Origin of the sequence: Pseudoalteromonas sp. AOP7-A1-14, assembly GCF_052376275.1 — a bacterium.
Lineage (GTDB): Bacteria > Pseudomonadota > Gammaproteobacteria > Enterobacterales > Alteromonadaceae > Pseudoalteromonas.
The window spans coordinates 1-25298 of sequence record NZ_JBQSVO010000045.1; the positions used below are offsets into that span (position 1 = coordinate 1).

Here is a 25298-nt window from a genome sequence, read left to right on the forward strand (position 1 = left end):
ATATGCAAAGTACTCTAAATAGGTTTTATCATGTGTACAGTTTCAGGTTTAAACCCTATATTTTGATAGAAACTATCTGCCTTCGTATTATTTGCGAAAACCTCTAAATGTAACAACCTACACCCTAGATTTTTAGCCCACTTTTCAGCATGCTTAATTAAAGTCTTCCCTAAGCCCAAACCTTGCGACTTAGGTGATATAGCAAGAAGCGGTATAGTTCCACAAGTTTCACCTGAAATACCATCTTTATGCGTGCGTACATGAATGAAGCCCAATGGAATATTATTAGCTTCAGCGATATAAGTAATATTGGGTTCTGATGTTTCAGTAAGCATTTTAGAAATATAATCATATTGCATTTTTTGAATCGCATCATCGGTATGCCACTCTAATTGAGCAACTTCTGCTAAATACGGTGACAACTCTAAAATAAATGAGTGATCACTGTCATTTGCTTCTCTAATTACAACTAAATTTTTCATACTATCTCTGATTATGACTCTTAAGCTTGAATTGCATATAACAATTTTATAGTGCGCTCATCGCGCATATTTCTGCCAACGATACGCTCATGTATTTTATAAATCATTTTTATCAAATAACTTAATATATTGCTATATATAATTTTTTATTGTCACTCAAACTCTCAATAAAAGAGAAAATGCGCTCGTCGCTCATTTTCTTGAATATGGGAGCAACACAACTATACTGTATATAAACACAGCACTGTTATTGATGGTAATATGAAAACACGTTCTCCATTTTTAAATTATATAGCCGATTATATGTTGGTACGTCAGTATTCATTACGCACCGTAGATACGTACCTAAGATGGATTGCATCTTATATCCATTTTCATAATAAACGCCATCCCGCCTCAATGGGAGACAATGAAGTCGAGCGCTACTTAGAACATTTAGTGTTAAAGCAAAACGTTGCACCACGTACGCAAGCCACGGCACTCAATTCATTGTCATTTTTATACAAACACATAATAAAAAAAGAGCTGTCGTTAAACTTAAATTTTGCCCGTAGTAAAAAACAAGCAAAACTACCTGTCGTAATGACCCCAGAAGAAGTTAAGCTGCTTATGACTCATTTAAATAAGCGTTATTACCTTATTGCAGCGCTTATGTATGGAAGTGGTTTAAGAGTGATGGAAGCTGTGCAGTTAAGGGTGAAAGATATTGATTTTGATTATAAATGTATTCAAGTTTGGAATGGTAAAGGCAATAAACACCGTATTGTAACGCTGGCCACCGAGCTAATTCCTATGCTGAGAAATCAAATTCTGCAGGTTGATGACTATCTAAAACTTGATTTAAATAATAAGGAATATGCTGGCGTATGGATGCCTTATGCTTTAACAAAAAAATATCCTTTTGCCTCAAAATCACTTGCGTGGCAGTATTTATTTCCCTCACATATATTAAGTACAGATCCTCAAAGTGGTGAAATAAGACGACATCATTTTCATCACTCGTGTATAAGAAAAGAAGTAAAAAAAGCCGTTCAAAAATCGGGAATAACAAAAATAGTAACACCGCATACCTTGCGTCATTCATTTGCAACGCATCTACTGCAAAGTGGCGCCGATATTCGCACCGTTCAAGCACAATTAGGCCATTCTGATGTCAAAACCACACAAATATATACGCATGTTTTACAACAAGGAGCAAACGGTGTTGTAAGCCCATTAAGCAAAATTTTCTAGTTAACTTACTATGAGGCGAAAAGTGCGTTAGCGGAACGGCCGCTTTGTAGAATAAAGAAAATAGCATTAAACGACTTGAACCATCTCTTGCTCGCTCAAAGTCGCCATTAAAGTATTTACTTTAACTGATTTTAGAACATAAACGAGTTAGTACAACCGGCCGCTTATGGCACATTGCGGGCTATTTATCGCCAAGTTAGTAAGTTTGTATACCTAAAAGCAAAAAGAGCAAAGTAAGTACTTTGCTCTTAGTATTAGTAATAGTACTAATTGAAATAACGCTTGTTTATTTTAACGAGTCATTAATTTCTTTAAGAACCGAAACTGGATCTGCGGCTTGTGTAATCGGACGCCCAACAACTAGGTAGTCACTGCCATCATCAATAGCTTGTTTTGGCGTCATAATGCGCTTTTGATCGCCAGCATCGCTGCCTGCTGGGCGAATGCCTGGGGTGACTAGTTTAAAATCTTCACCTAACTCTGCTTTTAATTTCTTTGCTTCTTGCGCTGAACACACTACCCCGTCAAGGCCTGCTTCTTTTGCAAGTTTTGCTAAATAGATAACCTGCTCTTCTGGGCTTTTATTAACACCTAAACGAGTAAGCTCAACTTCATCCATGCTGGTTAAAACAGTAACCGCAATTAATAAGGGGGATTTATCACCAAACGGTTCAAGTGCTTGTTTCGCCTTGGTCATCATCTCAACACCACCACTGGCATGCACATTCACCATCCATACTCCCATCTTAGCTGCTGCAGTTACAGATTTAGCTACCGTGTTGGGAATATCATGAAATTTTAAGTCTAAAAATACATCAAAGCCTAAATCAATTAGTTCTTTAACAAATGCAGGACCAAAGTAAGTAAACATTTCTTTACCTACTTTTAAGCGACAATTGGTAGGTGATAATTGTTTAACAAAATCCAGTGCTGTTTGTTGATCGTCATAATCAAGCGCTATAAGAACTTTTTTTGAATCTTTTAAAGACATAACTTTCCTAAACAAGTTGTAAATATGTGTTCTAACTAGAAGAATTAAAAGCCGTCAATACCACGGCTTGGGACAATTGTTTCCCAATGTTTGCACGATGGGCAAACCCAATAAATAGTATAACTTGTAAAACCGCAATGCTGACACTGAAAGTCAGGCTTGGTGGCGATATAAGACGTTACTAGCTTATCAATTTGATCAAGCACTTCTTTTATATCGCCATTTTGTTTAGCTAACAACTGCAGTAAAAAACTGAAACCACGAATTGTGGGTTGTCGCTTTAAGCTATCAGTTAAAAACGTTATCGCCTGGTCAGTATGACCCTGCTCGAGTAACGCTTGGCAATGTTTTATTTTTATTAACACCCCACCTTTATCAAGAAGCTGTACAACTAACTCATGAAACTGTGATGTTAAATTCAATTGATTATAGCTATGTGCAAGCTCTTCTATAAAGAGCGGAGCAAAAAATGTAAAATTACAAATGAGTTCTCGCCAATAGTAAATAGCTTTTACATAATCTTCTTTTGCGTAGGCAGACTTACCCAATTCATACAAAGGCCTAATTACTTTGTGATTTAAGCTAATAGCTTTACGCATTATTTGTGGGTTGTTTTCAACTAAAGCAGCTTCACAATAAAAATTAGCAATGGCTTTAAAGTGTTGAGGTTTTGAGAATAACTCTCTGTGGCCTTCAAACATACTAATGCCCTTGCCCCACTCACGGGTTTGCGAGTATAGATTCAAAATCGGGTCTAATGCGTCTATGTGATGGGCTTTAACTAACCAGACTAGGTGCTCTTCGGCACTATCTAATAGCCCTGCCATAATATAATCTTCGGCAAGTTCTAAGCGACTAGCAGTTGCTTGTTGCTCATTAAGACTTGGATGCTTTAATAGCAACTCGTGGATTTTTATTGCGCGGTCAAGCTCGCCGCGGCGCCTAAACATAGTGGCAAGCGTTGAATAATGCTCAACAGAGTCAGCAGCGACTTCTAGTAAATTAATAAGGTGTTCAAGGCCTTGATCTTCTTCTCTATCAAGAAGAAACTTCAACCCTTTACTGTATTCAGAGGTGATCTGACGATTAAGTTGATGAGCTTTATTTTTAGCACTGTTTTTTCCCATGATCCAGCCATAACCAGCTGCCACAGGCAAAAGTAAAAACAAAAGCTCAATCATAGTTAGGTGTCTTTATTAGCAACAAGCTTTTTATTGTCTTTTTCAGGCGCTAATCTTTTTTTCAAACGATAGTTTTGCCACTTCAACTGCGAAAACAGTTTAAAGCTGATAAAACAACCAATTGCGACACCTAAAGCAAAGCAGATACTTATTATCATGGCTAGGGGTAATGTACTACTAGCAATAATATAATTTATTTGCACAAGTTGTGGATTTTGCGAACCAAGCACAAATGCAAATATGAAGCATATTGCTACCAGAATAATTTTTAATACCCTAAACAAGTAACTACTCCAATCAATAAACTAGGCAATACTCGCGTTTACGCGATCACGTAATTCTTTACCTGGTTTGAAATGTGGTACATGCTTACCATCAAGCTCAACAGTGTCACCGGTTTTAGGATTACGGCCAGTACGTGGAGAACGGTAATGCAGTGAGAAACTACCAAAACCTCGGATCTCAATACGATCTGAGCTCGATAATGATCCGGCCATTTGTTCAAGAATTTCTTTTACTGCATTTTCAACATCTTTCACTGGTACATGTGCGTGTTGTTCGCCAAGTGTTTCTATCAATTCTGACTTAGTCATAGCGTTTCCTTAAAAAAAGATAAAGGAAGGGCAATAGTGCCCTTCCCATTAAGACTGATTAATTAGTCTTTTTGAGCACTTTTAAATGCTGCAGCCATTGCGTTTTCAAACACTGGCTCTTCTTTCTTAAGCTTCTCAATTACTTCTTTCTCTTCTGCTTCGTAAAGAGCTTTAACAGATAAGCTTAGGGTGCGGTTCTTACGATCAACACCAACATATTTCACTTCGATCTCGCTGCCTACAGAAGTAACTGTTGTTGCGTCTTCAACACGCTCTTGAGAGATATCAGCTACACGAATGTAACCTTCAACACCTTCAATAAGCTCAACAGTTGCACCTTTAGCATCAACTTCTGTCACTTTACCTTTAACAATAGCACCTTTTTTATGTGCATCAAGATAGTTATTGAATGGGTCAGCTTCGATTTGCTTAACACCTAGCGAAATACGTTCGCGCTCTGGGTCAACTTGCAATACGATTGCAGTGATTTCGTCGCCTTTCTTAAACTCACGTACAGCGTCTTCGCCAGGCGTGTTCCAAGAAATATCTGAAAGATGTACAAGACCGTCAATGCCACCTTCAAGACCGATAAAGATACCGAAGTCAGTGATTGATTTGATCTTACCAGTAACTTGGTCGCCTTTGTTTTGAAGACGAGCAAATTCCTGCCAAGGATTAGCAATACATTGCTTAAGACCAAGAGAAATACGACGACGTTCTTCGTCGATTTCGAGAACCATAACTTCAACTGTGTCGCCAAGGCTAACAACTTTTGAAGGATGGATGTTCTTGTTAGTCCAATCCATTTCAGAAACATGTACTAGACCTTCAACGCCTTCTTCGATTTCTACGAAGCAACCGTAATCTGTAAGGTTAGTAACACGACCAGAAAGTTTAGAACCTTCTGGGTAACGACCAGCGATAGCGGCCCATGGATCTTCGCCAAGCTGTTTAAGGCCTAGAGATACACGAGTTTTCTCTTTGTCGAATTTAAGAACTTTAACTGCGATTTCGTCACCAACATTAACGATTTCTGAAGGGTGCTTAACACGCTTCCACGCCATGTCAGTAATGTGTAGTAGACCATCAACACCACCAAGGTCAACGAATGCACCGTAGTCAGTAAGGTTCTTAACGATACCTTTAACTTCTTGACCTTCAACAAGGTTAGCAAGAAGTTCTTCACGTTCTTGTGAGTTTTCTGACTCGATAACTGCACGACGTGAAACAACAACGTTGTTACGTTTTTGATCAAGCTTGATTACTTTAAATTCAAGCTCTTTACCTTCAAGGTGTGTTGTGTCACGTACAGGACGAACATCAACAAGTGAACCAGGTAGGAAAGCTCGGATTGAATCAACTTCAACTGTGAAGCCGCCTTTAACTTTACCGTTGATAACACCAGTAACAGTTTCTTGCTCTTCACATGCTTTTTCAAGACGGATCCACGCTTCGTGACGCTTCGCTTTCTCACGAGAAAGGATAGTTTCACCGAAACCGTCTTCGATTGCATCAAGTGCAACATCTACTTCGTCGCCTACAGCAACTTCTAGTTCACCAGCAGCATTTTTGAACTGCTCTGCAGGGATAGCACTTTCTGATTTAAGACCAGCATCTACAAGTACAATGTTATTCTCGATAGAGATTACTGTACCTTTAACAATAGAGCCTTGCTCTGCTTCAAAACCCTTTAAGCTTTCTTCAAATAACTGCGCAAAATTTTCTGACATACGAATATACGTCTCATATATTAATACCAATAAGCAACCATGCTGCATGGGGTTGTTAAAATAGCACTGGCATCCTGCTGGCGCATAAAATGTGTTTAGCTTCGTTTAGGAAGCTTACCTTCAGAGATTGCAATATCAATTAAATTGATTACTTTATCAAATACTTGCTGAGCATTAAGCTCGCTAGTATCTATTTCAATAGCATCTTCTGCCGGCACAAGCGGCGCAACGGTACGATTCATATCGCGATCGTCACGAGCTTTAATGTCTTCAAATAGACCACTCAGTGTAACACTTAGTCCGCGCTCGTTCAACTCAACAAAGCGACGGCGCGCGCGCTCTTCTGCGCTAGCTGTTAAATATATCTTTAGCGTCGCATCAGGGAATACAACGGTGCCCATATCACGGCCGTCAGCAATTAAACCATTTTCGGTTTTAAAAGCGCGCTGGCGACGTAGCAACGCTTCGCGAACGCGAGGTAAGGCAGCAACTGTAGATGCTGCAGCGCCTACTTCTTCATCACGTATTGTTGTAGTAACATCTTCGCCTTCTAATACCACTTTAGATTTATTTGTTTGACTATCGACCAAAAACTGTACATCGAGATTGGCAGCAAGGGGCACTAACGCTTCTTCATTATTTAATGCAATTTGATGATGAAGTGCTGCTAGCGATAAAACACGATAAATCGCGCCACTGTCCAGCACATCCCATCCTAATGTTTCGGCTAACAAGCGACAAACGGTTCCTTTACCTGAACCACTTGGACCATCAACGGTGATTACGGGCATTAATAACGCCTGCATTTAAACCTCCTGCAATGCACACCAAAATAAACGACAGCATTATACTTCAGATAATAAAATATATCCGCTTTTTTGTGGTTAACTTTTTATTATGACCTATTTTTATACACCGCTGACTGAGCGTAAAACCTTAAAAAAAGTAGGGAAAGTTTTATATGTACACTTAGGGTCGTTGATTGTTATGGGCTTACCCCCGACCGCAACCATGGCAAAACACATCGCTATGCGATGGTCGTCATAAGTATCAATATCTACATCATAAAACGTTGTCGGCGGTGTTATTTCAATAAAGTCTTTACCTTCTATGACTTTTGCGCCCACTTTACGAAGCTCTGTTGCCATAGCGTATAAACGGTCAGTTTCTTTAACACGCCAATTATAAATATTACGTATGGCTGTAGGACCATCAGCAAATAAGGCTACTGTGGCAAGTGTCATAGCAGCATCAGGAATAGCATTGGCATCAATATCAACGCCTTTAAGCTGGCCCTTACGAACGACTAGGCGCTCATCATACCAATCAATCTTGGCCCCGACTTGCTCCATCACTTTGGCAAAGCCGATATCGCCTTGTACGGATTTAGCGCCAACGCCTTTTATTTCAATTTCACCGCCAGCAATAGCAGCTGCTGCAACAAAGTATGATGCGGATGAAGCATCCCCTTCAACCATAATACGATCAACCGCTTGGTACTGTTGTGCGCCTTTAACGTGAAAGGTTTGATAGTCATTATGAGAAACGTTAACACCAAAACGCGCCATTACATCTAACGTAATATCAATATAGGGCTTTGATACTAAGGTGCCTTTTATAGTAATTTGCGTGTCGCCTTTAAATAATGGTGCTGCCATTAATAACGCAGTTAAGAATTGGCTCGAAATACTGCCGTCAATTTCAACTTCACCGCCATTTATTTGCCCACCCACTATTTTAAGTGGAGGATAGTCTTTATGCTTTGTATAAGTAACATCGCCACCAAGCGCTTGTAGGGCATCAACTAAGTGCCCTATCGGACGCTCTTCCATGCGTGGCTCGCCAATAAGTTCATATTCACCTTTTACAGCCGCAAGCACCGCTGTTAATGGACGATATGCTGTACCCGCATTACCTAAAAATAACGACTCTGTAGGCGTTAAAAACTGCCCACCAACACCTTCTACGGTAGCCACAGTTTTATCATCATTAAGACTTACATTGACACCTAATAGCTTTAGAGCATCAAGCATATGACGGATATCATCGCTATCAAGTAAATTTTCAACAACAGTGGTACCTCGTGCCAACGCTGCCAATAATAAAATCCGATTTGATAAACTTTTCGAGCCAGGCAAAGTGACACTACCATTTACTTTTTTAATTGGCTCTAAGCGTAACTGCTCCATTAGTTATGCTCCTTGGCAAATTTCTCCATAAAGTCTACTAATGCTTGCACACCGGCAAGTGGCATAGCGTTATAAATGCTGGCACGCATGCCCCCAACACTTCTATGGCCTTCAAGTGCCATTAACCCCGCATCGTTTGATTGAGCGACAAACTTACTGTTCAAGCTTTCGTCATTTAGCCAAAAAGGCACGTTCATACGCGAGCGGCTATGCTTAGCTACTTTATTAAAATAAAAATCAGAATTATCGATAAAATTATAAAGAAGTTCAGCCTTTGCAATATTTTGTGTTTCCATGGCTTTTACACCACCATTTTGCTCAAGCCATTCGAATACTTCAGCCGCTAAATACCATGCAAATGTGGGTGGCGTATTAAACATACTGCTCTGCTTGGCCTCTAGTGCATAATCTAAAATCCCCGGCCTAGGAAGCCCCTCTCGCGCCAGTAATGTTTTACGCACTATAACGATTGATATGCCCGAAGGGCCTATATTTTTTTGTGCACCGGCATAAATTAAGTCAAATTGATTAACGTCTATTTCGCGCGATAAAATAGTTGACGACATATCTGCGATAATTGGCGCTGTTGGATGGCTCGGTACATCAAAAATTTCTAGTCCATCAATAGTTTCATTGGGACAATAGTGAATGTACGAGGGATCTGCTGGTAACTGCCAGTCAGTCACCGGTTTGATCGAAAATTGACCATTGGCATCGTTACGTATATCGATAGCAGTAATTTGTGTAAACTTATTTGCTTCATCCGTTGCACTTTTTGACCAAACACCGTTTTCGTAGTAAACCGCTGATTTATTTTCCTGATGTAAATTTAATGGTACAGCACTAAATTGACCCCGTCCGCCGCCGTGCATAAATAGTATTTCAAACTCGTCACTAATATTCATTAGGCGACGTAAGCTTGCTTCGCATTTTTCTGTTAGAGCAAGAAATTTTTTACTACGGTGACTTATTTCCATCACCGACACACCTAAACCTTGCCAATCGATAAACTCTTTTTGTGCTTTTTCCATAACTGCCGGTGGCAACATTGCAGGCCCCGCACAAAAGTTATATTTACTCATTACCTTTCCTCATTCCAGTAATTTGATTATCTGATACTAAATTATTTTTATTAATTAGTATTGTTATACTACAAAAAAAAGCGGCCTAAGCCGCTTTTTATTTATTAATGTTATTCAGCTGGAGGGTGATCCCCAGTTTCATCATCAATAATTTCATCGCTTGGTGTATCAGTAATTTCGACGCTTTCGCCCTCAATGGCTAATAGCTCATCAATTTCGATTTCTTCGATACGTTGTAAACCAACGACTTGCTCTTCTTCAATGGTTCTAATTAAGATCACACCTTGAGTATTACGACCAACCGTCGATACTTCATTAACGCGTGTCCTAACTAATGTGCCACGATTAGAGATAATCATGATCTCGTCGTTATCATCTACTTGTACAGCACCAACTACAGCACCATTTCGCTCTGAAACCTTGATTGAGACTACACCTTGAGTTGCACGACTCTTCGATGGGTAATCTTCAAGTAGCGTACGTTTACCATAACCGTTTTCTGTCACAGTTAAAATAGCGCCATCTGTTTTTGGTACAATTAACGATACAACACGTTGCTCGGCAGACATTTTTATACCACGAACACCGGTTGCTGTACGACCCATAGGACGTACACCTTTAAACTTAACTTCAGGGTTGCCTTCATCATCAAGTACCGGGTTGTCATTTTCATCAACAACGGCTGTTTCTTCCGCTTCTTTAAAGCGAACAACTTTACCTGCATCAGTAAATAACATAATTTCGTTGCTGCCATCGGTGATATCTACACCAATTAAGCTATCGCCATCATTTAAATTAACTGCAATAATACCACTGGCACGTTGACGACTGTACGCTGTTAATGGCGTTTTCTTAACCGTACCAAAAGCAGTTGCCATAAAGATGAACTTATTTTCTTCGTACTCGCGTACCGGTAAGATAGCAGTAATACGCTCATCTGCTTCAAGTGGTAACAAGTTAACAATCGGCTTACCGCGGGCTGCACGGCTTGCAAGTGGTAATTGATATACTTTAAGCCAATATAAACGACCCGCTGTAGAGAAGCACAAAATAGTATCGTGCGTGTTTGCAACCAATAAACGTTCGATGAAGTCTTCGTCTTTCATCTTCGTCGCTGATTTACCTTTACCACCACGGCGCTGCGCTTCGTAATCGGACAAGGGCTGATACTTTACGTAACCTTCGTGAGAAAGTGTTACAACCACATTTTCTTCGTTAATTAAATCTTCAAGGCTAATATCGTGGGCTGCGGCACTTATTTCAGTACGACGCTCATCACCATATTGCTCTTTAATCTCGACCAGCTCATCACGGATAACTTCCATTAAGCGCTCAGGCGTTGCCAATATGTAGAGTAACTCGGCGATAAGGTCGAGTAGCGTTTGGTATTCGTTTATAATCTTTTCATGTTCTAGACCAGTAAGCTTATGCAAACGAAGGTCTAAAATTGCTTGGGCTTGCTGCTCAGAGATATAATACATATCATCGCGAATACCAAACTCTTCTGCTAGCCAATCTGGGCGCGCAACATTCTCTTCACCTGCTTTTTCAAGCATTGATTTAACATTGCCTAATTCCCACGGACGCGCAGTTAATGCAAGTTTTGCTTCAGCTGGGCTTGGCGAATTACGAATAAGCTCAATGATCGGGTCAATATTAGCTAGTGCAATAGCAAGGCCTTCCAGCGTATGAGCGCGGTCACGAGCTTTGCGTAAATCAAAAACGGTACGACGAGTAACCACTTCACGACGGTGAACAATAAACTCTTCAAGCATTTCTTTTAAATTAAAACACTTCGGTTGGTTATTTATTAACGCCACCATATTCATACCAAACACAGTTTGTAACTGAGTTTGTGAATAAAGGTTGTTTAAAATAACTTCGCCTACATCACCACGTTTGATCTCAATAACGATACGCATACCGTCTTTATCTGATTCATCACGAAGTGCGCTAATACCTTCAATTTTCTTATCTTTAACCAGCTCAGCAATCTTTTCGATTAAACGTGCTTTATTAACTTGATAAGGAATTTCGTGAACAATGATAGTTTCGCGATGGGTTTTTTCATCAACTTCAATCTCAGCGCGAGCACGGATATATACTTTACCACGACCCGTTAAATAGGCTTGTTCAATACCTTTTTTACCATTGATAATGCCGGCTGTTGGAAAGTCTGGTCCTGGAATATAGTCAATTAATTCATGAATAGTTAGATCAGGATTCTGAATAAGCGCTAAACAACCATTAATTACCTCAGATAGGTTATGAGGAGGTATATTTGTAGCCATACCTACCGCAATACCTGATGAGCCGTTCACTAATAAGTTAGGAACTTTAGTCGGCAGAACATCTGGAATGTGTTCAGTACCATCATAGTTTGGTACAAAATCCACAGTCTCTTTATCAAGATCAGCTAATAACTCATGAGACATTTTCTCCATACGTATTTCGGTATAACGCATTGCCGCTGCTGAGTCACCATCAACTGAACCAAAGTTACCTTGGCCATCAACCAACATATAACGAAGCGAAAATGGCTGTGCCATACGTACGATCGTGTCATACACCGCGCTGTCGCCATGGGGATGGTACTTACCAATTACGTCACCAACCACACGGGCTGATTTTTTGTAAGGTTTATTCCAATCATTATTAAGTTCGTTCATTGCAAACAAAACGCGGCGGTGAACAGGTTTTAAACCATCACGTACGTCTGGTAATGCACGCCCTACAATTACACTCATTGCATAATCTAAGTAGGAGTTTTTTAACTCATCTTCAATATTGACTGGCAGAATTTCATTGGCGAGATCAGTCATTTGATATCACATTCCTTCAGGATTTACTTACCAAAGTGCCACTATAGTGGCCGCTTAGCAGTATTAGTTATTATTACAACACCATGCTACCACAATTAATTTAGATTTACAGGCGCTAAATCTTTGCGATTTATCAATTTCCCCCTATATAATGGCCTCAGATTGACGAGGAAGCTTTTTATGACCGAACATCAAAATGTAGATAGTGCAGAAATTGCAAAGTTTGAAGCCATCGCTGAGCGTTGGTGGGACCGCGAGGGTGAATTCAAACCCTTACACGAAATTAACCCATTGCGATTAGATTTTGTCGCAAATAAATGTAACGGCTTATTTGATAAGCACACCTTAGATGTTGGCTGTGGCGGCGGAATTTTAAGTGAAAGCATGGCAAAAATGGGGGCTCATGTGACCGGAATTGATATGGGCCAAGAACCTTTATCAATTGCTAAATTACATGCACTTGAGAGCGGCGTTAACGTTGACTATATAAAAGTACCGGCCGAGGAATATGCCAACCAACACCCTGCTCGCTTTGACGTAGTAACCTGTATGGAAATGCTTGAACACGTTCCCGATCCAGCTTCAATTATTCATGCTGTGGCTGCACTTGCGAAACCCGGAGCAGATGTGTTTTTTTCAACGTTGAATAAAACTGCAAAAGCGTATTTATTTGCCATTATTGGTGCTGAAAAAGTCTTAAAAATGGTGCCTGATGGCACTCATGACCATAAAAAATTCATTAAGCCTGCGCAGCTAATTCAATGGGCTGAGCAAGCAGGATTAAAGGTACGCGCCAGTGCAGGCTTAACTTATAATCCCCTATCTAAACAGTACGCGCTTAATAGTGATGTCAGCGTTAACTATATTTTACATTTTGAGAAACTTGCCTAATGGTCGGGTTTAAACCACATGATATTGACTATGATGCGTTTATTTTTGATTTAGATGGCACATTACTCGATACCGCAGATGATTTAGGTGCGGCACTTAATGAGGTGCTCAAAAGTGTAAAGATAGCGCCAGTCTCTGCTGAGCAGTATCGTCCTGTGGCCTCTAATGGCGCAAATGCCTTACTTGAACTTGGCTTTGCGGCGCAGTGGCCTGAGATGGACCAGCAAGGGCTTAGGCAACAACTGCTTGAGTATTACGCTGCTAGTATTGCAGTGCATAGCCGCTGTTTTTCAGGTATTGCCCCACTTTTAATTGCTCTTGAGCAGCAACAAATAAAATGGGGGATCATGACTAATAAGCCCGGTTTTTTAACTGAGCCGTTAGTCAAAACCTTTAAAGAACTAGCTAACGTGCAAGCTATAGTTAGTGGCGATACTATTAATATAGCAAAGCCTTCACCGTTACCACTATTACATACCGCAGAATTATTGAATGTTGATCCAACACGCTGCTTATATATTGGCGATGCTGAGCGTGACATTGTTGCAGCTAAAGCTGCCAACATGCACAGTGCAACCGCGCTTTGGGGCTACATACCCAGTATTGATGAGGCTTTAAGCTGGCAAGCCGACTTTAACTGGCAAACACCAATTGACGGATTTAACCATATATAGTGCCTAAAACACGAGTTGATACTATATATAGTGATAAAGATAGTTTTTGAACATTATTTGTTGATAAAAAAAGCAGACAAAATTTATTTTTAAAAGTATGTATATTTGTAGATCTTTAGTTGATTTTTACAAATTTCTTCATCAGTGATTGGTCAAAGGTTAGTGAGCACTAACGTAAATACCTTATCCCAATGTTATCCACAAAAAGAGGAATTTCTATCCCTTGCAAAACAGAGCCGACCACACTATCTTGTGATCTGTAAATTAAAGAACACCAGATATTGTGGCTAAATGTTATTCAACAAGCGCCCTATTATTTAGGGTTCTGAGCAAAAAGAGTTATATAAAATTACTTTGTTATTCAAAGTATAATTTTCCCAAGGAATACAGGCAAAACTATGAACCAACAGCTATCTGTAAGCAAACGTGACGGCCGTAAAGAGTCACTTGATCTGGATAAGATCCATCGCGTCATCGCTTGGGCCGCAGAAGGTCTAAATAATGTGTCTGTCTCACAAGTTGAATTAAAGTCACATATTCAATTTTATGACGGAATTCGTACTGATGATATTCACGAAACCATTATCAAAGCAGCCGCTGATCAGATCTCAAAAGATACGCCTGATTACCAATATTTAGCTGCACGATTAGCTGTATTCCATCTCCGTAAAAAAGCATATGGCCAATTTGAGCCGCCCCGTTTATACGATCACGTTGTAAAATTAGTCGAAGACAAGCGCTATGACGCACATTTACTTGCCGACTACACTGAACAAGAAATTGATGAACTTGATAACTACCTAGATCATGACCGCGATTTAAATTTTAGTTATGCAGCAGTAAAACAGCTTGAAGGTAAATATTTAGTTCAAAACCGTGTTACGGGTAAAATCTATGAAAGCGCCCAATTTTTATATATTTTAGTTGCGGCAAGTTTATTCTCAGATTATCCAAAAGAAACGCGTCTTGATTACATTAAGCGTTTTTATGATGCCGTATCTTTATTTAAAATTTCACTACCTACCCCTATTATGGCTGGGGTACGTACACCTACGCGTCAATTTAGTTCGTGTGTACTAATTGAATGTGGCGATAGCTTAGACTCAATTAATGCGACTTCTTCTGCGATTGTTAAATATGTATCTCAACGCGCGGGGATCGGTATTAACGCAGGACAAATTCGTGCCCTTGGTAGCCCTATACGTAACGGCGAAGCGTACCATACTGGCTGTATTCCTTTTTATAAGCACTTTCAAACAGCTGTAAAAAGCTGTTCACAAGGCGGTGTTCGCGGCGGTGCTGCAACACTTTTCTACCCGCTTTGGCATTTAGAAGTAGAAAACTTACTCGTACTTAAAAATAACCGTGGTGTTGATGATAACCGTGTCCGTCACCTGGATTACGGCGTACAATTTAATAAGCTAATGTATTCACGTTTAATTAAAGACGACTACATCACTTTATTTAGTCCATCAGATGTGCCTGGCCTTTATGATTCATTTTTTGAAGATCAAGCCAAGTTTGATGAGCTGTATGTGAAATATGAACAAGACGAATCAATCCGTAAAAAGCGCATTAAAGCGATTGAATTATTCTCAATGTTTGCCCAAGAGCGTGCAAGTACTGGTCGTATTTACTTACAAAATGTCGACCACTGTAATACTCATAGCCCATTTATATCGACCGTGGCACCTATTCGTCAATCTAACTTATGTTTGGAAATTGCATTACCTACTAAACCGCTCAATAATGTTAACGACGAAGACGGTGAAATTGCACTTTGTACGTTATCAGCCTTTAATTTAGGTGCAATTGAATCACTAGATGAACTAGAAGAGTTAGCAGAGCTTGCAGTACGTGCACTTGATAACTTATTAGATTTCCAGGACTACCCTGTTCCAGCAGCGCATAATGCCACCATGGGTCGTCGTACGCTCGGTATAGGTGTAATTAACTACGCATATTACTTAGCTAAAAATGGTAAGCGTTACTCTGACGGTAGTGCTAATGCGCTAACACATAAAACATTCGAAGCAATTCAATATTACTTAATGAAAGCATCAAATGAACTGGCTAAAGAACGCGGCGCTTGCCCTAAGTTTAACGAAACTACATATTCTCAAGGCATCATGCCAACTGATACTTATAAGCGTGATCTTGACAAGTTTTGTGATGAGCCATTGCATTTAGATTGGGATGCATTACGTGCTAATATTAAAGAGCACGGTATGCGTAACTCGACATTGTCAGCACTGATGCCTTCAGAAACATCATCGCAAATCTCTAACGCGACAAATGGTATTGAGCCACCTCGCGGGCATATCAGCGTTAAAGCCAGTAAAGATGGCATTTTAAAGCAGGTTGTACCTGAGTATGAGCGTTTAAAAGATAATTACGAGTTACTATGGGATATTCCATCAAACGATGGTTACCTACAACTTGTTGGTATTATGCAAAAGTTTGTTGACCAAACAATTTCAGCTAATACTAATTATGATCCAAATAAGTACGAAGGTGGAAGAGTCCCTATGAAGGTGTTATTGCAAGACTTGCTTAGCGCTTATAAGCTAGGAGTCAAAACACTTTATTATCATAATACCCGTGATGGTTCATCTGATTCACAAGATGACCAAGCTCCACAAGTTGAAGATGATGATTGCGCTGGCGGCGCATGCAAGATTTAACTATAAAGTAAAATAACGAAAGCGGGCTTAATGCCCGCTTTGTCCTGACTGTTTTTTGAGTAACCACTATGTCTTATACCACTTTTAGCCGAACACATAATGATCAATTAAAAGAACCGATGTTTTTCGGCCAAACAGTAAACGTGTCACGGTACGATCAGCAAAAGTACCCTATTTTTGAAAAGTTAATTGAAAAGCAATTGTCGTTTTTCTGGCGTCCAGAGGAAGTAGACGTAAGTAAAGACCGACTAGACTTCCAAGCGCTACCGGAACACGAAAAACACATCTTTTTGAGTAACCTTAAATACCAAACACTACTTGATAGTGTACAGGGCCGCTCGCCTAATATTGCTTTGCTTCCTATTGTGTCCATTCCAGAGCTAGAAACATGGATTGAAACTTGGGCATTTAGCGAAACTATTCACAGTCGCTCTTATACGCATATTATTCGTAATGTTACTCAATCACCTGAACTTATTTTTGACGATATCGTTAGTAATGACAAAATCAGTGAACGTGCTGATGCCGTAACAAAATATTACGATGACTTGATAAATCAGGTATCTATTTATAATTTATATGGTGAAGGTAAGCACGTGATCAACGGTGAGACCGTTCACATTAGCTTATTTGAACTTAAAAAATTATTATACCTTGCCATGATGTCGGTAAACATTTTAGAAGCGATTCGCTTTTATGTTAGTTTTGCTTGTTCATTTGCGTTTGCAGAGCGCGAGCTAATGGAAGGTAACGCTAAAATAATCAAATTAATTGCTCGCGATGAAGCTCTACATTTATCAGGTACTCAGCATATTTTAAATATTATGCAAGATGGCAAAGACGACCCTGAAATGGCAATTGTTGCAACACAGTGCCGCGAACAAGCGATCCAAATGTTTGTTGATGCCGCTGAGCAAGAAAAAGAATGGGCAGAATATCTGTTTAAAGATGGCTCAATGATTGGCTTAAATAAAGACATTTTATGTCAGTATGTTGAATATATAACTAATTCTCGTATGAGTGCGGTAGGCCTTCCGCCGCAATTTGAAAATAATAACAACCCTATTCCATGGATCAGCTCGTGGTTAGCATCAGACAACGTACAAGTTGCTCCACAAGAGACTGAAATTAGCTCTTACCTTGTAGGTCAAATAGACTCACAAGTTGATGCTTCTGACTTCGGTGATTTCGATCTCTAATGAGCGACAAAAAACCTGCAAGAGTCCATCTTGCAGATACCAGCCAGTGTATCGATTTTAGCACTGGCTGCAATTCCCTTTTAGATTGTTTAGAGCAACGAAAGCTAACTATTCCATTTCAATGCCGTGAAGGGTATTGCGGCGCCTGTCGTGCTGAGCTATTAAGCGGTGAAGTCAGTTATAATCAAGAACCGTTAGCGTTTGTAAGAGACGGAGAGGTATTACTCTGTTGTTGTAAACCCAACGGTGATATACGTTTAAAGATTTAATTTAGCACTATGATTAGTGATAAAATGGACAAGGTTTGTTTTTTATCATTTCAAAATGATGAACTCGACAAAAAACACTACTTGTAATTGCACCTCGTTGACATGTAGATTTTTTGCATAGCGTATTAGCTCTTTCTGCGCCTAAGCAGTCATAGAAATTTTTATCTATGTTGATTTGATATTCTTCACGTGGAATAGGCTTAAAACCTGAATAAGGTAAAAAGGCATCATAATGGTAATAATATAAAAAAGCTTCGAGTAATAACGCCTCTGTAAACTCGCAATCAAGTGCTTTGGCACTGTGATTAATATCTTCAATAGTATCTGAGTCTAGTGTAGACACTAACTTTTTTTGTAAAGCGATTAGTGGTACGCCCTGACTATCAACCTGATTAGTTTCAAGTTTGTCGTCGTCAATTATTAACCCATTAGTGTGTAAAAGCCATTCTTCATCCTGTGGAAGATATAACCACCCTGCTTCAATTTCGGTACCACCACGCGACAATATATTGATCAGAGGCTCGAATGCCATACTATTATTATATTCAACCATCAGTTCCTCTATTATTATTAATTCGTTAGTCTATTTTTTGACTGGTGAATTTTAAGTAACAAATAAGTTTCGCTTCATACGCTAAAATAACGCAAACATGACTTACCACCAATTTAAGGGCGTTTCGCCATCATCAGCATAAACATTACCGTAATACCATTGTGTATTATTAAATACAGTCATCACATCACTAAAAACAGACTCAATCTTATCAAACCCTGCTGAAGCAGGTACAGTGTATACACAAACACCGTTATTTATACCATCTAAAAAGCCACTTAAAGCCACTAACTTTTGAGTTAAGTAAGGTTCAACTACTGTAATTGAGTCGCTGTATACTTGAATACTTATGTTTCCACCTCGTTTTATTAGTTCAAAGTAGCCATGCTCTAAGTCAATGATATTGATGACATCACCCATCGCGATACCTAAAACTAAAGCAGGTGAAATAGCTAATTTATAATGCCTATTATCAATTGGATAAGCTAACAATGATTCACGAACTTCTTTGGAATCACTCGCATTACCCGCGTAGAGTAATATTTCCTGAGGATTGCCTGTTTCAGTTTTCAGCATAAAGCTCTACTCCTACTACTTTTAAACTATCACTAGGTAAAGTCTAAAGTATAAATAATGTGTGAACATTCAGTGCATTTAAATTTATAGATTGCAGGATTACCACCTTCCTCATACACCGATAACATACTTTGCCATTGCTCTAATTTGAACCTATTTTCATTTAAAAATTGCGTTAATTTTATACCACTAAGCTCAGCTAATTCTTTTTTTGATGCATCGCCATGAAATTCACAAGCTGTTGAGCAATGAGATTGCCACTGTTCCTGTTGCCATGAATGATAACCAGGAGTTCTATCGCAAACCTCATCAATAACCTCTTCTACGACACCTGCTTGGAGTAAAAAGAAATCATCTGAGAACATCCCCTCAAATTTAGCGGCGGCTGAACCATCAGCAATACACCAAGGGCAAATAAAACTTACCTCTTCTTTGGTGTAAAATGATGCTGTATAAATATAACCTGAGGCTTGCTGACAACATTCACACTCTTCATCACTTTGAACAATGGCACCTGTTGAAATAGGGTTTGGGTGATATTTAAATATTGGTAAAACCACTTTTACTCCTTATAAAGTCTAATCATTAATATTTAAATTAATCTGCACGGCATCTAGCAACGTTTGAATTTTTGCTATATGACCACGTTTTGAATCATTACAGTTAACCGTACGATGTTAATGTTAGCTATCTCATAATCACTAAGCCCACCGGATAACTAAACAAAACTTTTGTCTTTTCGTAACTGCCCATATTATCGATGAGCTTAATGAACAAGACTCAGTATGAAACTACTTCTGATGTATCTACATCAAACAATGAGCCTGGATTTAGTAAGGATTCAAAGTATTGTTCTGAAATTTTATCAATCTAATAATTAGAGCTGAATAAAATAGCGTAATTGAGATTGACTAAATTGATAATGAAACGCTTCAATTAACTTAAATTTGCTCAATGGCTTATTCAATAACTTAACTAGTTTTTTGTTTGATCACGAGAGATACGATACATAAAAATTAGTTAGCGGGTTAATTTGCTGTGTTTGGTAGAAACATTGGCCAAAAAACCATAACTAAAACTGACAACACCGACTTTCATATTTTTATACTTTTATATAACGATAATTTTCAAAGGGCTACGTTTAAATATGCTACGTACTAAAGGATTATACATCATTAAACTAGGCTAACTAGTTAACAATTTCAATGGTTATAAGCTAGTATTAATTCATTAATGTAAAATCATTCATAGTAGTATGATTTTACCCAACTATATTTTCGGTTGTGTTTTTCACACCATGTAGAAAAGTCGAAATCAAAGCAACCTGATTCCCACATAATATAATCTCTATATAGTTGGCAGTAATAGCTATGTTCATTAATCAGATCTTTATGTAGAACTTGACTGTTTGCATCGAAAAAATCACTAGACTCATTAATTAATGAAGTAACGTATGCAATATCTCCAATCATAAAGTCTGGCAAGTGGTGGGCACCATAATATAAGTCATAAACATAATCAGCACCGAGTAGGCTTTTTACTGTCGTGTTATCAGGTTCTGATATCAAAGCAGTTTTTAATAAGTCTCGGTTAGATATATCTCCTAACTCTTTATATATTTCTCTAGAAAAACCACCTTCATTCGCTTGTACGAGGTAAACAATATCTTTTACTGAGTTATTCCTAATCCCCTCAACTAAGATAGGTAAAATGCACTTGACAAAAATAGGATATTGCAACTGGTTATTAATGCCTTTGTTTAGCTCTAACTTACACAACGAATATAAAAAATCATTGAAATAACCCACATCGTACATATTGATTATATTAACTACACTTGTTAAAGCCTTATTTGCTTGTTTTTTAAGCCCTTTTCTTTTAAATCTATATACGTTAGCCATTGGCTTTTAATCTCTTTCGGTATTTTCATATCTGTCACTTCTTAAAACTTTCACTCTATAATAAACAACCGAGATTTAATCATTCATACTTACAAAATTCGAGTCTATAAACATCAAACTATTACCTAGTAATTCTCGCTTAAAATTAGGTCCCTTAAACTAGGTAACTAAGTAAAGAATAACATGTATTCAATTTCTTAACATAAGTGTGAGACTTATCAATAGCATGCCTTATCTTAACTTAAGCATCATAAAAGAATAAGCAAATGTCCAATAAAACTCAGGACCAATTAACGTTCACTTTAATTAGTGCTTAAAAGTAGCAGTCGTTAACATTTGTGTGTAGTCATGTTTGGTATAAAGAAGTACTTCAAGCGTGCGATTATTTAATCGTTCAGTTGCCATCTAAAACTCATACCTTGGCCATAAGTTGAATAAGCACAACACTACACATAAGCCTAAAGCTATACTATAACGTTGTTGCTTAGCGCCTACCCTAGTGTTATATTATATCACAACATTAACAAGCCAAAATGTAGTAATGATAATGAAGCAATATTCTATGATTTCTGCGGCCGTTGCCGCGGCCTTATTCTCTCACAACGCATTCGCCGCAGTTGTAAACGGGCAAGTTACCGATAATAACAACCAGCCTATTGCTGATGCCGATGTACACGTTCATGGTAAAACAAAAAGCGTAAAAACAGATGACCAAGGTTACTTTAATATTGATATTGATAATAAAGGCCAATTACACATCAGTAAAAGCAACTACATTGATGAGCGTGTTGCTATTAATGATGCCGATCAGACCGTTAATGTAAGCTTAACACCTACATCAGTTGAAACTGTTGTGGTATATGCCTCTGGACTTCACAAAAATAGTTTAGAGATGATTTCACCCGTCAATGTATTATCAGGTGATGAACTTAAAAACCAATCAAAACCAACACTGGGTGAAACTTTAAAAGGCTTGCCAGGCGTGAATTCAAGCTACTTTGGCCCAGTTTCATCAAGCCCTATTATTCGTGGTCTTAGTGGTCCTCGCGTAAAAATAACCCAAAATGGCTTAGACAGCAGCGATGCTTCAAGGATTGGTCCTGACCATGCAACCTCAAACGACACGTTAGCAGCAGAACAAGTTGAAGTGTTACGTGGGCCTGCAACTTTATTATATGGTTCTGGTGCTATCGGTGGTGTTGTAAATGTTGTTGATAACCGTATCCCAACTGATAATATCGAGAGCCTTACCGGTGCGGCACAATATAATCATGATACAGTTTCTAATGCCAACACCTATGCTGCAAAGCTCGAAACAGGTCATGATAACTTTAATTTTCATTTTGATGGTACTAAACGTAAAGGTGATGATTACGATACACCTGACTTTCAACTACCCGCAGAAGATGGCGAAGAGCCTGAACTAGCTTCTTCGGTAGAGAACACATTCATTGATAGCGAAACAGTCAACTTTGGTACGAGCTATGTAGGAGAGCACTTTACCATTGGTGCTTCATACGGACGTATTGAAACTGACTACGGCATTCCAGCGCATGAGCATCACCATGCTCATGAAGAACACCATGATCATGAAGAAGACCATAACCATGAAGAAGACCATAACCATCAAGATGAAGAAGAAGCTGTCTACGCGAAAGTAGAACAGGATCGCTGGCAAGGACTAATGAGCTACTCTTTACACAACAATTGGATTGAAAGTATTAACCTACGTTTAGGCTATACAGATTACCAGCATGCTGAAATTGAAGATGGCGCCATCGGTACTATTTTCAAAAATGAAACCACTGAAGCGCGAGTCAATATCGAACATAAATTAAGTGATTGGCATGGTATGGTTGGCTATCATTATAGTGAATCTGACTACGATGCAGATGGTGAAGAAGCATTTACCCCAGCAAGCAAAACAACCACTCATGCGCTATTTATTCTAGAAGAGCGCCAGTTTGGTGATGTTACAGTAGAGCTGGGTGGCCGAATAGAAGATTACGAAATTAAAAGTTCAATTACAGCATCTGATCACGATCATGAGCACGAGCACGAGCACGAAGAAGAAGAGCACGAAACGAGCGCAACGCAATACAACCAAAGCTTTACCAACTTAAGCCTTTCTGCTGGTGCAATTTGGCAGTACAAACCGGGCTATAGCATGGCATTAAGTGCTTCGCACTCTGAACGCGCCCCACTCTCAGCTGAACTTCTATCAAATGGCTTACATATAGCTACTGGTACTTATGAGCTTGGTCTTGGTTACGAGATTGAAAACGGTGAAATTCATTTTGAACCAGAAGATATCAAGCAAGAAAAATCAACAAACCTTGATTTAAGCTTTAGACGTTTTGTTGGTGACTTTGGTTATAACATTAATTTTTTCTATAACGACATTGAAAACTTCTATTTCCAACAAAATACAGGCCTTGTTTATGACGAAGAAGTGGGCTTAGAAACAGCTGCAGAAGGTCATGAAGGTGATTCACCTGTTTATCAATTTGTAAGTAGCGATGTAGAGCTATATGGAATCGAGTTTGATGCACATTATCAAATTAACCCTAATGCAATGGTAAAAGTGTTTGGTGATTCTACAACCGCAAAGTTATCAGATGAAGATGATGCTAATCTACCTCGTATTCCTGCAAACAAATTAGGCTCAGAATTGCAATACTCAATTTCTGATTGGCAGTTTAGCCTGACAGGTACTCATTACTTCGAGCAAAATGATATTACAGCCTATGAAACAGCTACGGAGTCATATACGTTATTTGATGCTAGTGCAAATTATCAGCTTGATTTAGGTCAAGTTGATACGCAAGTGTATTTAAAAATTGAAAACTTTACTGATGAATTAGGTTTTGTACATAGCTCATTTATTAAAGAAAAAGCACCTTTACCAGGGCGTAACTTCAGCTTTGGTATTCGTGGATACTTTTAATTAGCTTTAAAGCCTATTAATTATCGTTAATAGCGGCTTCCCTACTTGCCGTTATTAGCGATTAAACAGCACACACAAAAAAGCCACACTCAATATTATCGAGTGTGGCTTTTTATTATTCACCTTTATATTACCTAAGGAAACCTCAGGTAATGGCGAATAGATATCTAATTAAAGAATAGCGTGTAGCTCAACATCAAATATTAGCGTTGAGAATGGTGCAATGGCAGCACCTGCACCACGTTCACCATAAGCAAGGTCATGAGGAACATAGACACGCCATTTTGTGCCTTCAGGCATCATTTGTAATGCTTCAGTCCAACCTTTGATCACGCCGCCTACTGGGAATTCAGCAGGTTGACCGCGCTCGTATGAACTATCAAAAACAGTACCATTAATAAGCGTTCCATGGTAATCAACACGTACTGTTGACTCTGCTGTTGGTTTTTCGCCTTCACCTGTTGTTATTACTTCATATTGAAGTCCAGATTCAGTTACTGTTATTTCAGGACGTTTTGCATTTTCTTCTAAAAATGCAATGCCTTCAGCTGAAAGTACTTTTGCTTCTTCTTCACGACGTGCTTGAATTTCAGTGTTAATTTTTTCAAATGCCGCTTGAATTTCAGGGATCTCCACTTGGAAATCATTACCTGTATAAGCATCTTTCATGCCTTCAAATACTGAATTAAGGTTTAAACCTTCAAAAGGGTTTGCTTTAAGTTGCTCGCCCATTTGTAAACCAATACCATAACTTGCTTTTTCAGCACCTGTACTAAAATTATCTGACATAATGTGTTTTTCACGTTTTGTTAGTTAAAAGACCCGCGTATGCTAACATAAAAAGAATCGCCTTTGGGCTCAGTTTAGCGCTTTTCAGGTGAGTTTTTCTCTGCACGGCGCTTTAAAAAAGCGACTAATAATGTTAGCAAAGGTAAACTAATACAAATAACAGCGATAAGCTCGCTTGCCAATAGCGCAGCGGCACCAACAAATATAAGCGGCACCACAATCAAGCCAACGCAAGCAATAAATAAAGCAGCTATGACAGGGAAGTGTTTATCATATTTAGTGATCAAATGCGCTGTTAAAACATTAAAGCCAAGGCAATAAATAATAGCGGTGAGCAATGCATTATCAGGTTCAGCATCTAATGCCATTTTTACTAATAAATTAATGGCGCTATGAAAGCAGTAGCTAAACACAGTCCAAAGTAAAATATGTTTGATTATACGTTGTGGTTTAGACAAAGGGCGTGAAGTATTCATATTAGTACTTTCCAATAAAGAACTGTTCCATAAAGC

General features: G+C 38.8%; 23 protein-coding genes. 7 read left to right on the plus strand and 16 right to left on the minus strand.

Going from position 1 to position 25298, the window contains the following annotated elements:
* Window positions 1-14: 14 nt before the first annotated feature.
* Complete coding sequence (locus ACT3RM_RS08810) at window positions 15-482, minus strand: GNAT family N-acetyltransferase (RefSeq protein WP_441994829.1); 468 nt, start codon at window positions 480-482, stop codon at window positions 15-17.
* 261 nt (window positions 483-743) lie between these two features.
* Here ACT3RM_RS08810 and ACT3RM_RS08815 point away from each other — a divergent pair, with 261 nt between their 5' ends.
* A complete protein-coding gene (locus tag ACT3RM_RS08815; protein ID WP_441835541.1) occupies window positions 744-1715 on the plus strand; it encodes an integron integrase in 972 nt (323 codons plus the stop codon).
* A gap of 286 nt (window positions 1716-2001) precedes the next feature.
* Here ACT3RM_RS08815 and pyrF read toward each other — a convergent pair whose 3' ends face one another.
* From pyrF to gyrA, 9 genes are all read right to left on the minus strand, one after another.
* Window positions 2002-2706, minus strand: coding sequence for an orotidine-5'-phosphate decarboxylase (gene pyrF / locus ACT3RM_RS08820; protein ID WP_441835540.1), 705 nt, complete (start codon window positions 2704-2706; stop codon window positions 2002-2004).
* Window positions 2707-2750: 44 nt separating this feature from the next.
* Entirely contained in the window at window positions 2751-3887 is a 1137-nt protein-coding gene (lapB, locus tag ACT3RM_RS08825) for a lipopolysaccharide assembly protein LapB (RefSeq protein ID WP_441835539.1), read from the minus strand.
* A gap of 2 nt (window positions 3888-3889) precedes the next feature.
* Entirely contained in the window at window positions 3890-4171 is a 282-nt protein-coding gene (locus ACT3RM_RS08830) for a lipopolysaccharide assembly protein LapA domain-containing protein (protein ID WP_441835538.1), read from the minus strand.
* Between the two features lie 21 nt (window positions 4172-4192).
* Window positions 4193-4480 carry an integration host factor subunit beta gene (gene ihfB, locus ACT3RM_RS08835; protein WP_441835537.1) on the minus strand — a complete coding sequence of 96 codons (288 nt, stop codon included), beginning with the start codon at window positions 4478-4480 and terminating at the stop codon, window positions 4193-4195.
* 62 nt (window positions 4481-4542) lie between these two features.
* Window positions 4543-6210, minus strand: a complete 1668-nt coding sequence (gene rpsA / locus ACT3RM_RS08840; RefSeq protein WP_441835536.1) for a 30S ribosomal protein S1 — start codon at window positions 6208-6210, stop codon at window positions 4543-4545.
* Window positions 6211-6305: 95 nt separating this feature from the next.
* The gene (gene cmk / locus ACT3RM_RS08845) at window positions 6306-7016 is read right to left on the minus strand and encodes a (d)CMP kinase (RefSeq protein ID WP_441835535.1); all 711 of its coding nucleotides are present in this window, start codon (window positions 7014-7016) and stop codon (window positions 6306-6308) included.
* 102 nt (window positions 7017-7118) lie between these two features.
* A complete protein-coding gene (gene aroA, locus ACT3RM_RS08850) occupies window positions 7119-8399 on the minus strand; it encodes a 3-phosphoshikimate 1-carboxyvinyltransferase (protein ID WP_441835534.1) in 1281 nt (426 codons plus the stop codon).
* Window positions 8399-9481: a 3-phosphoserine/phosphohydroxythreonine transaminase gene (gene serC, locus ACT3RM_RS08855; protein WP_441835533.1), complete on the minus strand. Its 1083-nt coding sequence runs from the start codon at window positions 9479-9481 to the stop codon at window positions 8399-8401. Before serC ends, aroA begins: the two co-directional genes overlap by 1 nt.
* Window positions 9482-9591: 110 nt before the next feature.
* Entirely contained in the window at window positions 9592-12303 is a 2712-nt protein-coding gene (gene gyrA / locus ACT3RM_RS08860; RefSeq protein WP_441835532.1) for a DNA topoisomerase (ATP-hydrolyzing) subunit A, read from the minus strand.
* Window positions 12304-12483: 180 nt separating this feature from the next.
* On the opposite strand from gyrA, the gene ubiG reads away from it, so the two are divergent.
* From ubiG to yfaE, 5 genes are all read left to right on the plus strand, one after another.
* The gene (gene ubiG, locus ACT3RM_RS08865) at window positions 12484-13194 is read left to right on the plus strand and encodes a bifunctional 2-polyprenyl-6-hydroxyphenol methylase/3-demethylubiquinol 3-O-methyltransferase UbiG (protein WP_441835531.1); all 711 of its coding nucleotides are present in this window, start codon (window positions 12484-12486) and stop codon (window positions 13192-13194) included.
* Window positions 13194-13868, plus strand: a complete 675-nt coding sequence (locus ACT3RM_RS08870; RefSeq protein WP_441835530.1) for an HAD family hydrolase — start codon at window positions 13194-13196, stop codon at window positions 13866-13868. Before ubiG ends, ACT3RM_RS08870 begins: the two co-directional genes overlap by 1 nt.
* Window positions 13869-14266: 398 nt before the next feature.
* On the plus strand, window positions 14267-16552 hold the full coding sequence (nrdA, locus tag ACT3RM_RS08875; protein WP_441835529.1) for a class 1a ribonucleoside-diphosphate reductase subunit alpha: 2286 nt from the start codon (window positions 14267-14269) through the stop codon (window positions 16550-16552).
* 68 nt (window positions 16553-16620) lie between these two features.
* Entirely contained in the window at window positions 16621-17751 is a 1131-nt protein-coding gene (gene nrdB / locus ACT3RM_RS08880; RefSeq protein ID WP_441835528.1) for a class Ia ribonucleoside-diphosphate reductase subunit beta, read from the plus strand.
* The gene (yfaE, locus tag ACT3RM_RS08885) at window positions 17751-18020 is read left to right on the plus strand and encodes a class I ribonucleotide reductase maintenance protein YfaE (RefSeq protein WP_441835527.1); all 270 of its coding nucleotides are present in this window, start codon (window positions 17751-17753) and stop codon (window positions 18018-18020) included. The genes nrdB and yfaE overlap by 1 nt, the downstream gene beginning before the upstream one ends.
* A 13-nt stretch (window positions 18021-18033) precedes the next feature.
* Here yfaE and ACT3RM_RS08890 read toward each other — a convergent pair whose 3' ends face one another.
* From ACT3RM_RS08890 to ACT3RM_RS08905, 4 genes are all read right to left on the minus strand, one after another.
* Window positions 18034-18573, minus strand: a complete 540-nt coding sequence (locus tag ACT3RM_RS08890) for a DUF7716 domain-containing protein (RefSeq protein WP_441835526.1) — start codon at window positions 18571-18573, stop codon at window positions 18034-18036.
* Window positions 18574-18675: 102 nt separating this feature from the next.
* Window positions 18676-19149, minus strand: coding sequence for a DUF4265 domain-containing protein (locus ACT3RM_RS08895; RefSeq protein ID WP_441835525.1), 474 nt, complete (start codon window positions 19147-19149; stop codon window positions 18676-18678).
* Window positions 19150-19181: 32 nt separating this feature from the next.
* Window positions 19182-19709 carry a CbrC family protein gene (locus ACT3RM_RS08900; protein ID WP_441835524.1) on the minus strand — a complete coding sequence of 176 codons (528 nt, stop codon included), beginning with the start codon at window positions 19707-19709 and terminating at the stop codon, window positions 19182-19184.
* Between the two features lie 681 nt (window positions 19710-20390).
* Window positions 20391-21050: a hypothetical protein gene (locus ACT3RM_RS08905; RefSeq protein WP_441994827.1), complete on the minus strand. Its 660-nt coding sequence runs from the start codon at window positions 21048-21050 to the stop codon at window positions 20391-20393.
* Window positions 21051-21597: 547 nt separating this feature from the next.
* Here ACT3RM_RS08905 and ACT3RM_RS08910 point away from each other — a divergent pair.
* A complete protein-coding gene (locus tag ACT3RM_RS08910; protein ID WP_441993617.1) occupies window positions 21598-23997 on the plus strand; it encodes a TonB-dependent receptor in 2400 nt (799 codons plus the stop codon).
* A 171-nt stretch (window positions 23998-24168) separates the two neighbouring features.
* Here the strand turns inward: ACT3RM_RS08910 and ACT3RM_RS08915 are convergent, their stop codons facing one another.
* Together ACT3RM_RS08915 and ACT3RM_RS08920 are read right to left on the minus strand one after the other, a co-directional pair.
* Complete coding sequence (locus tag ACT3RM_RS08915) at window positions 24169-24786, minus strand: FKBP-type peptidyl-prolyl cis-trans isomerase (protein WP_441993619.1); 618 nt, start codon at window positions 24784-24786, stop codon at window positions 24169-24171.
* A 74-nt stretch (window positions 24787-24860) separates the two neighbouring features.
* Window positions 24861-25298 (minus strand): hypothetical protein (locus tag ACT3RM_RS08920; protein WP_441993621.1); only part of this gene is annotated, 438 nt, incomplete at its 5' end.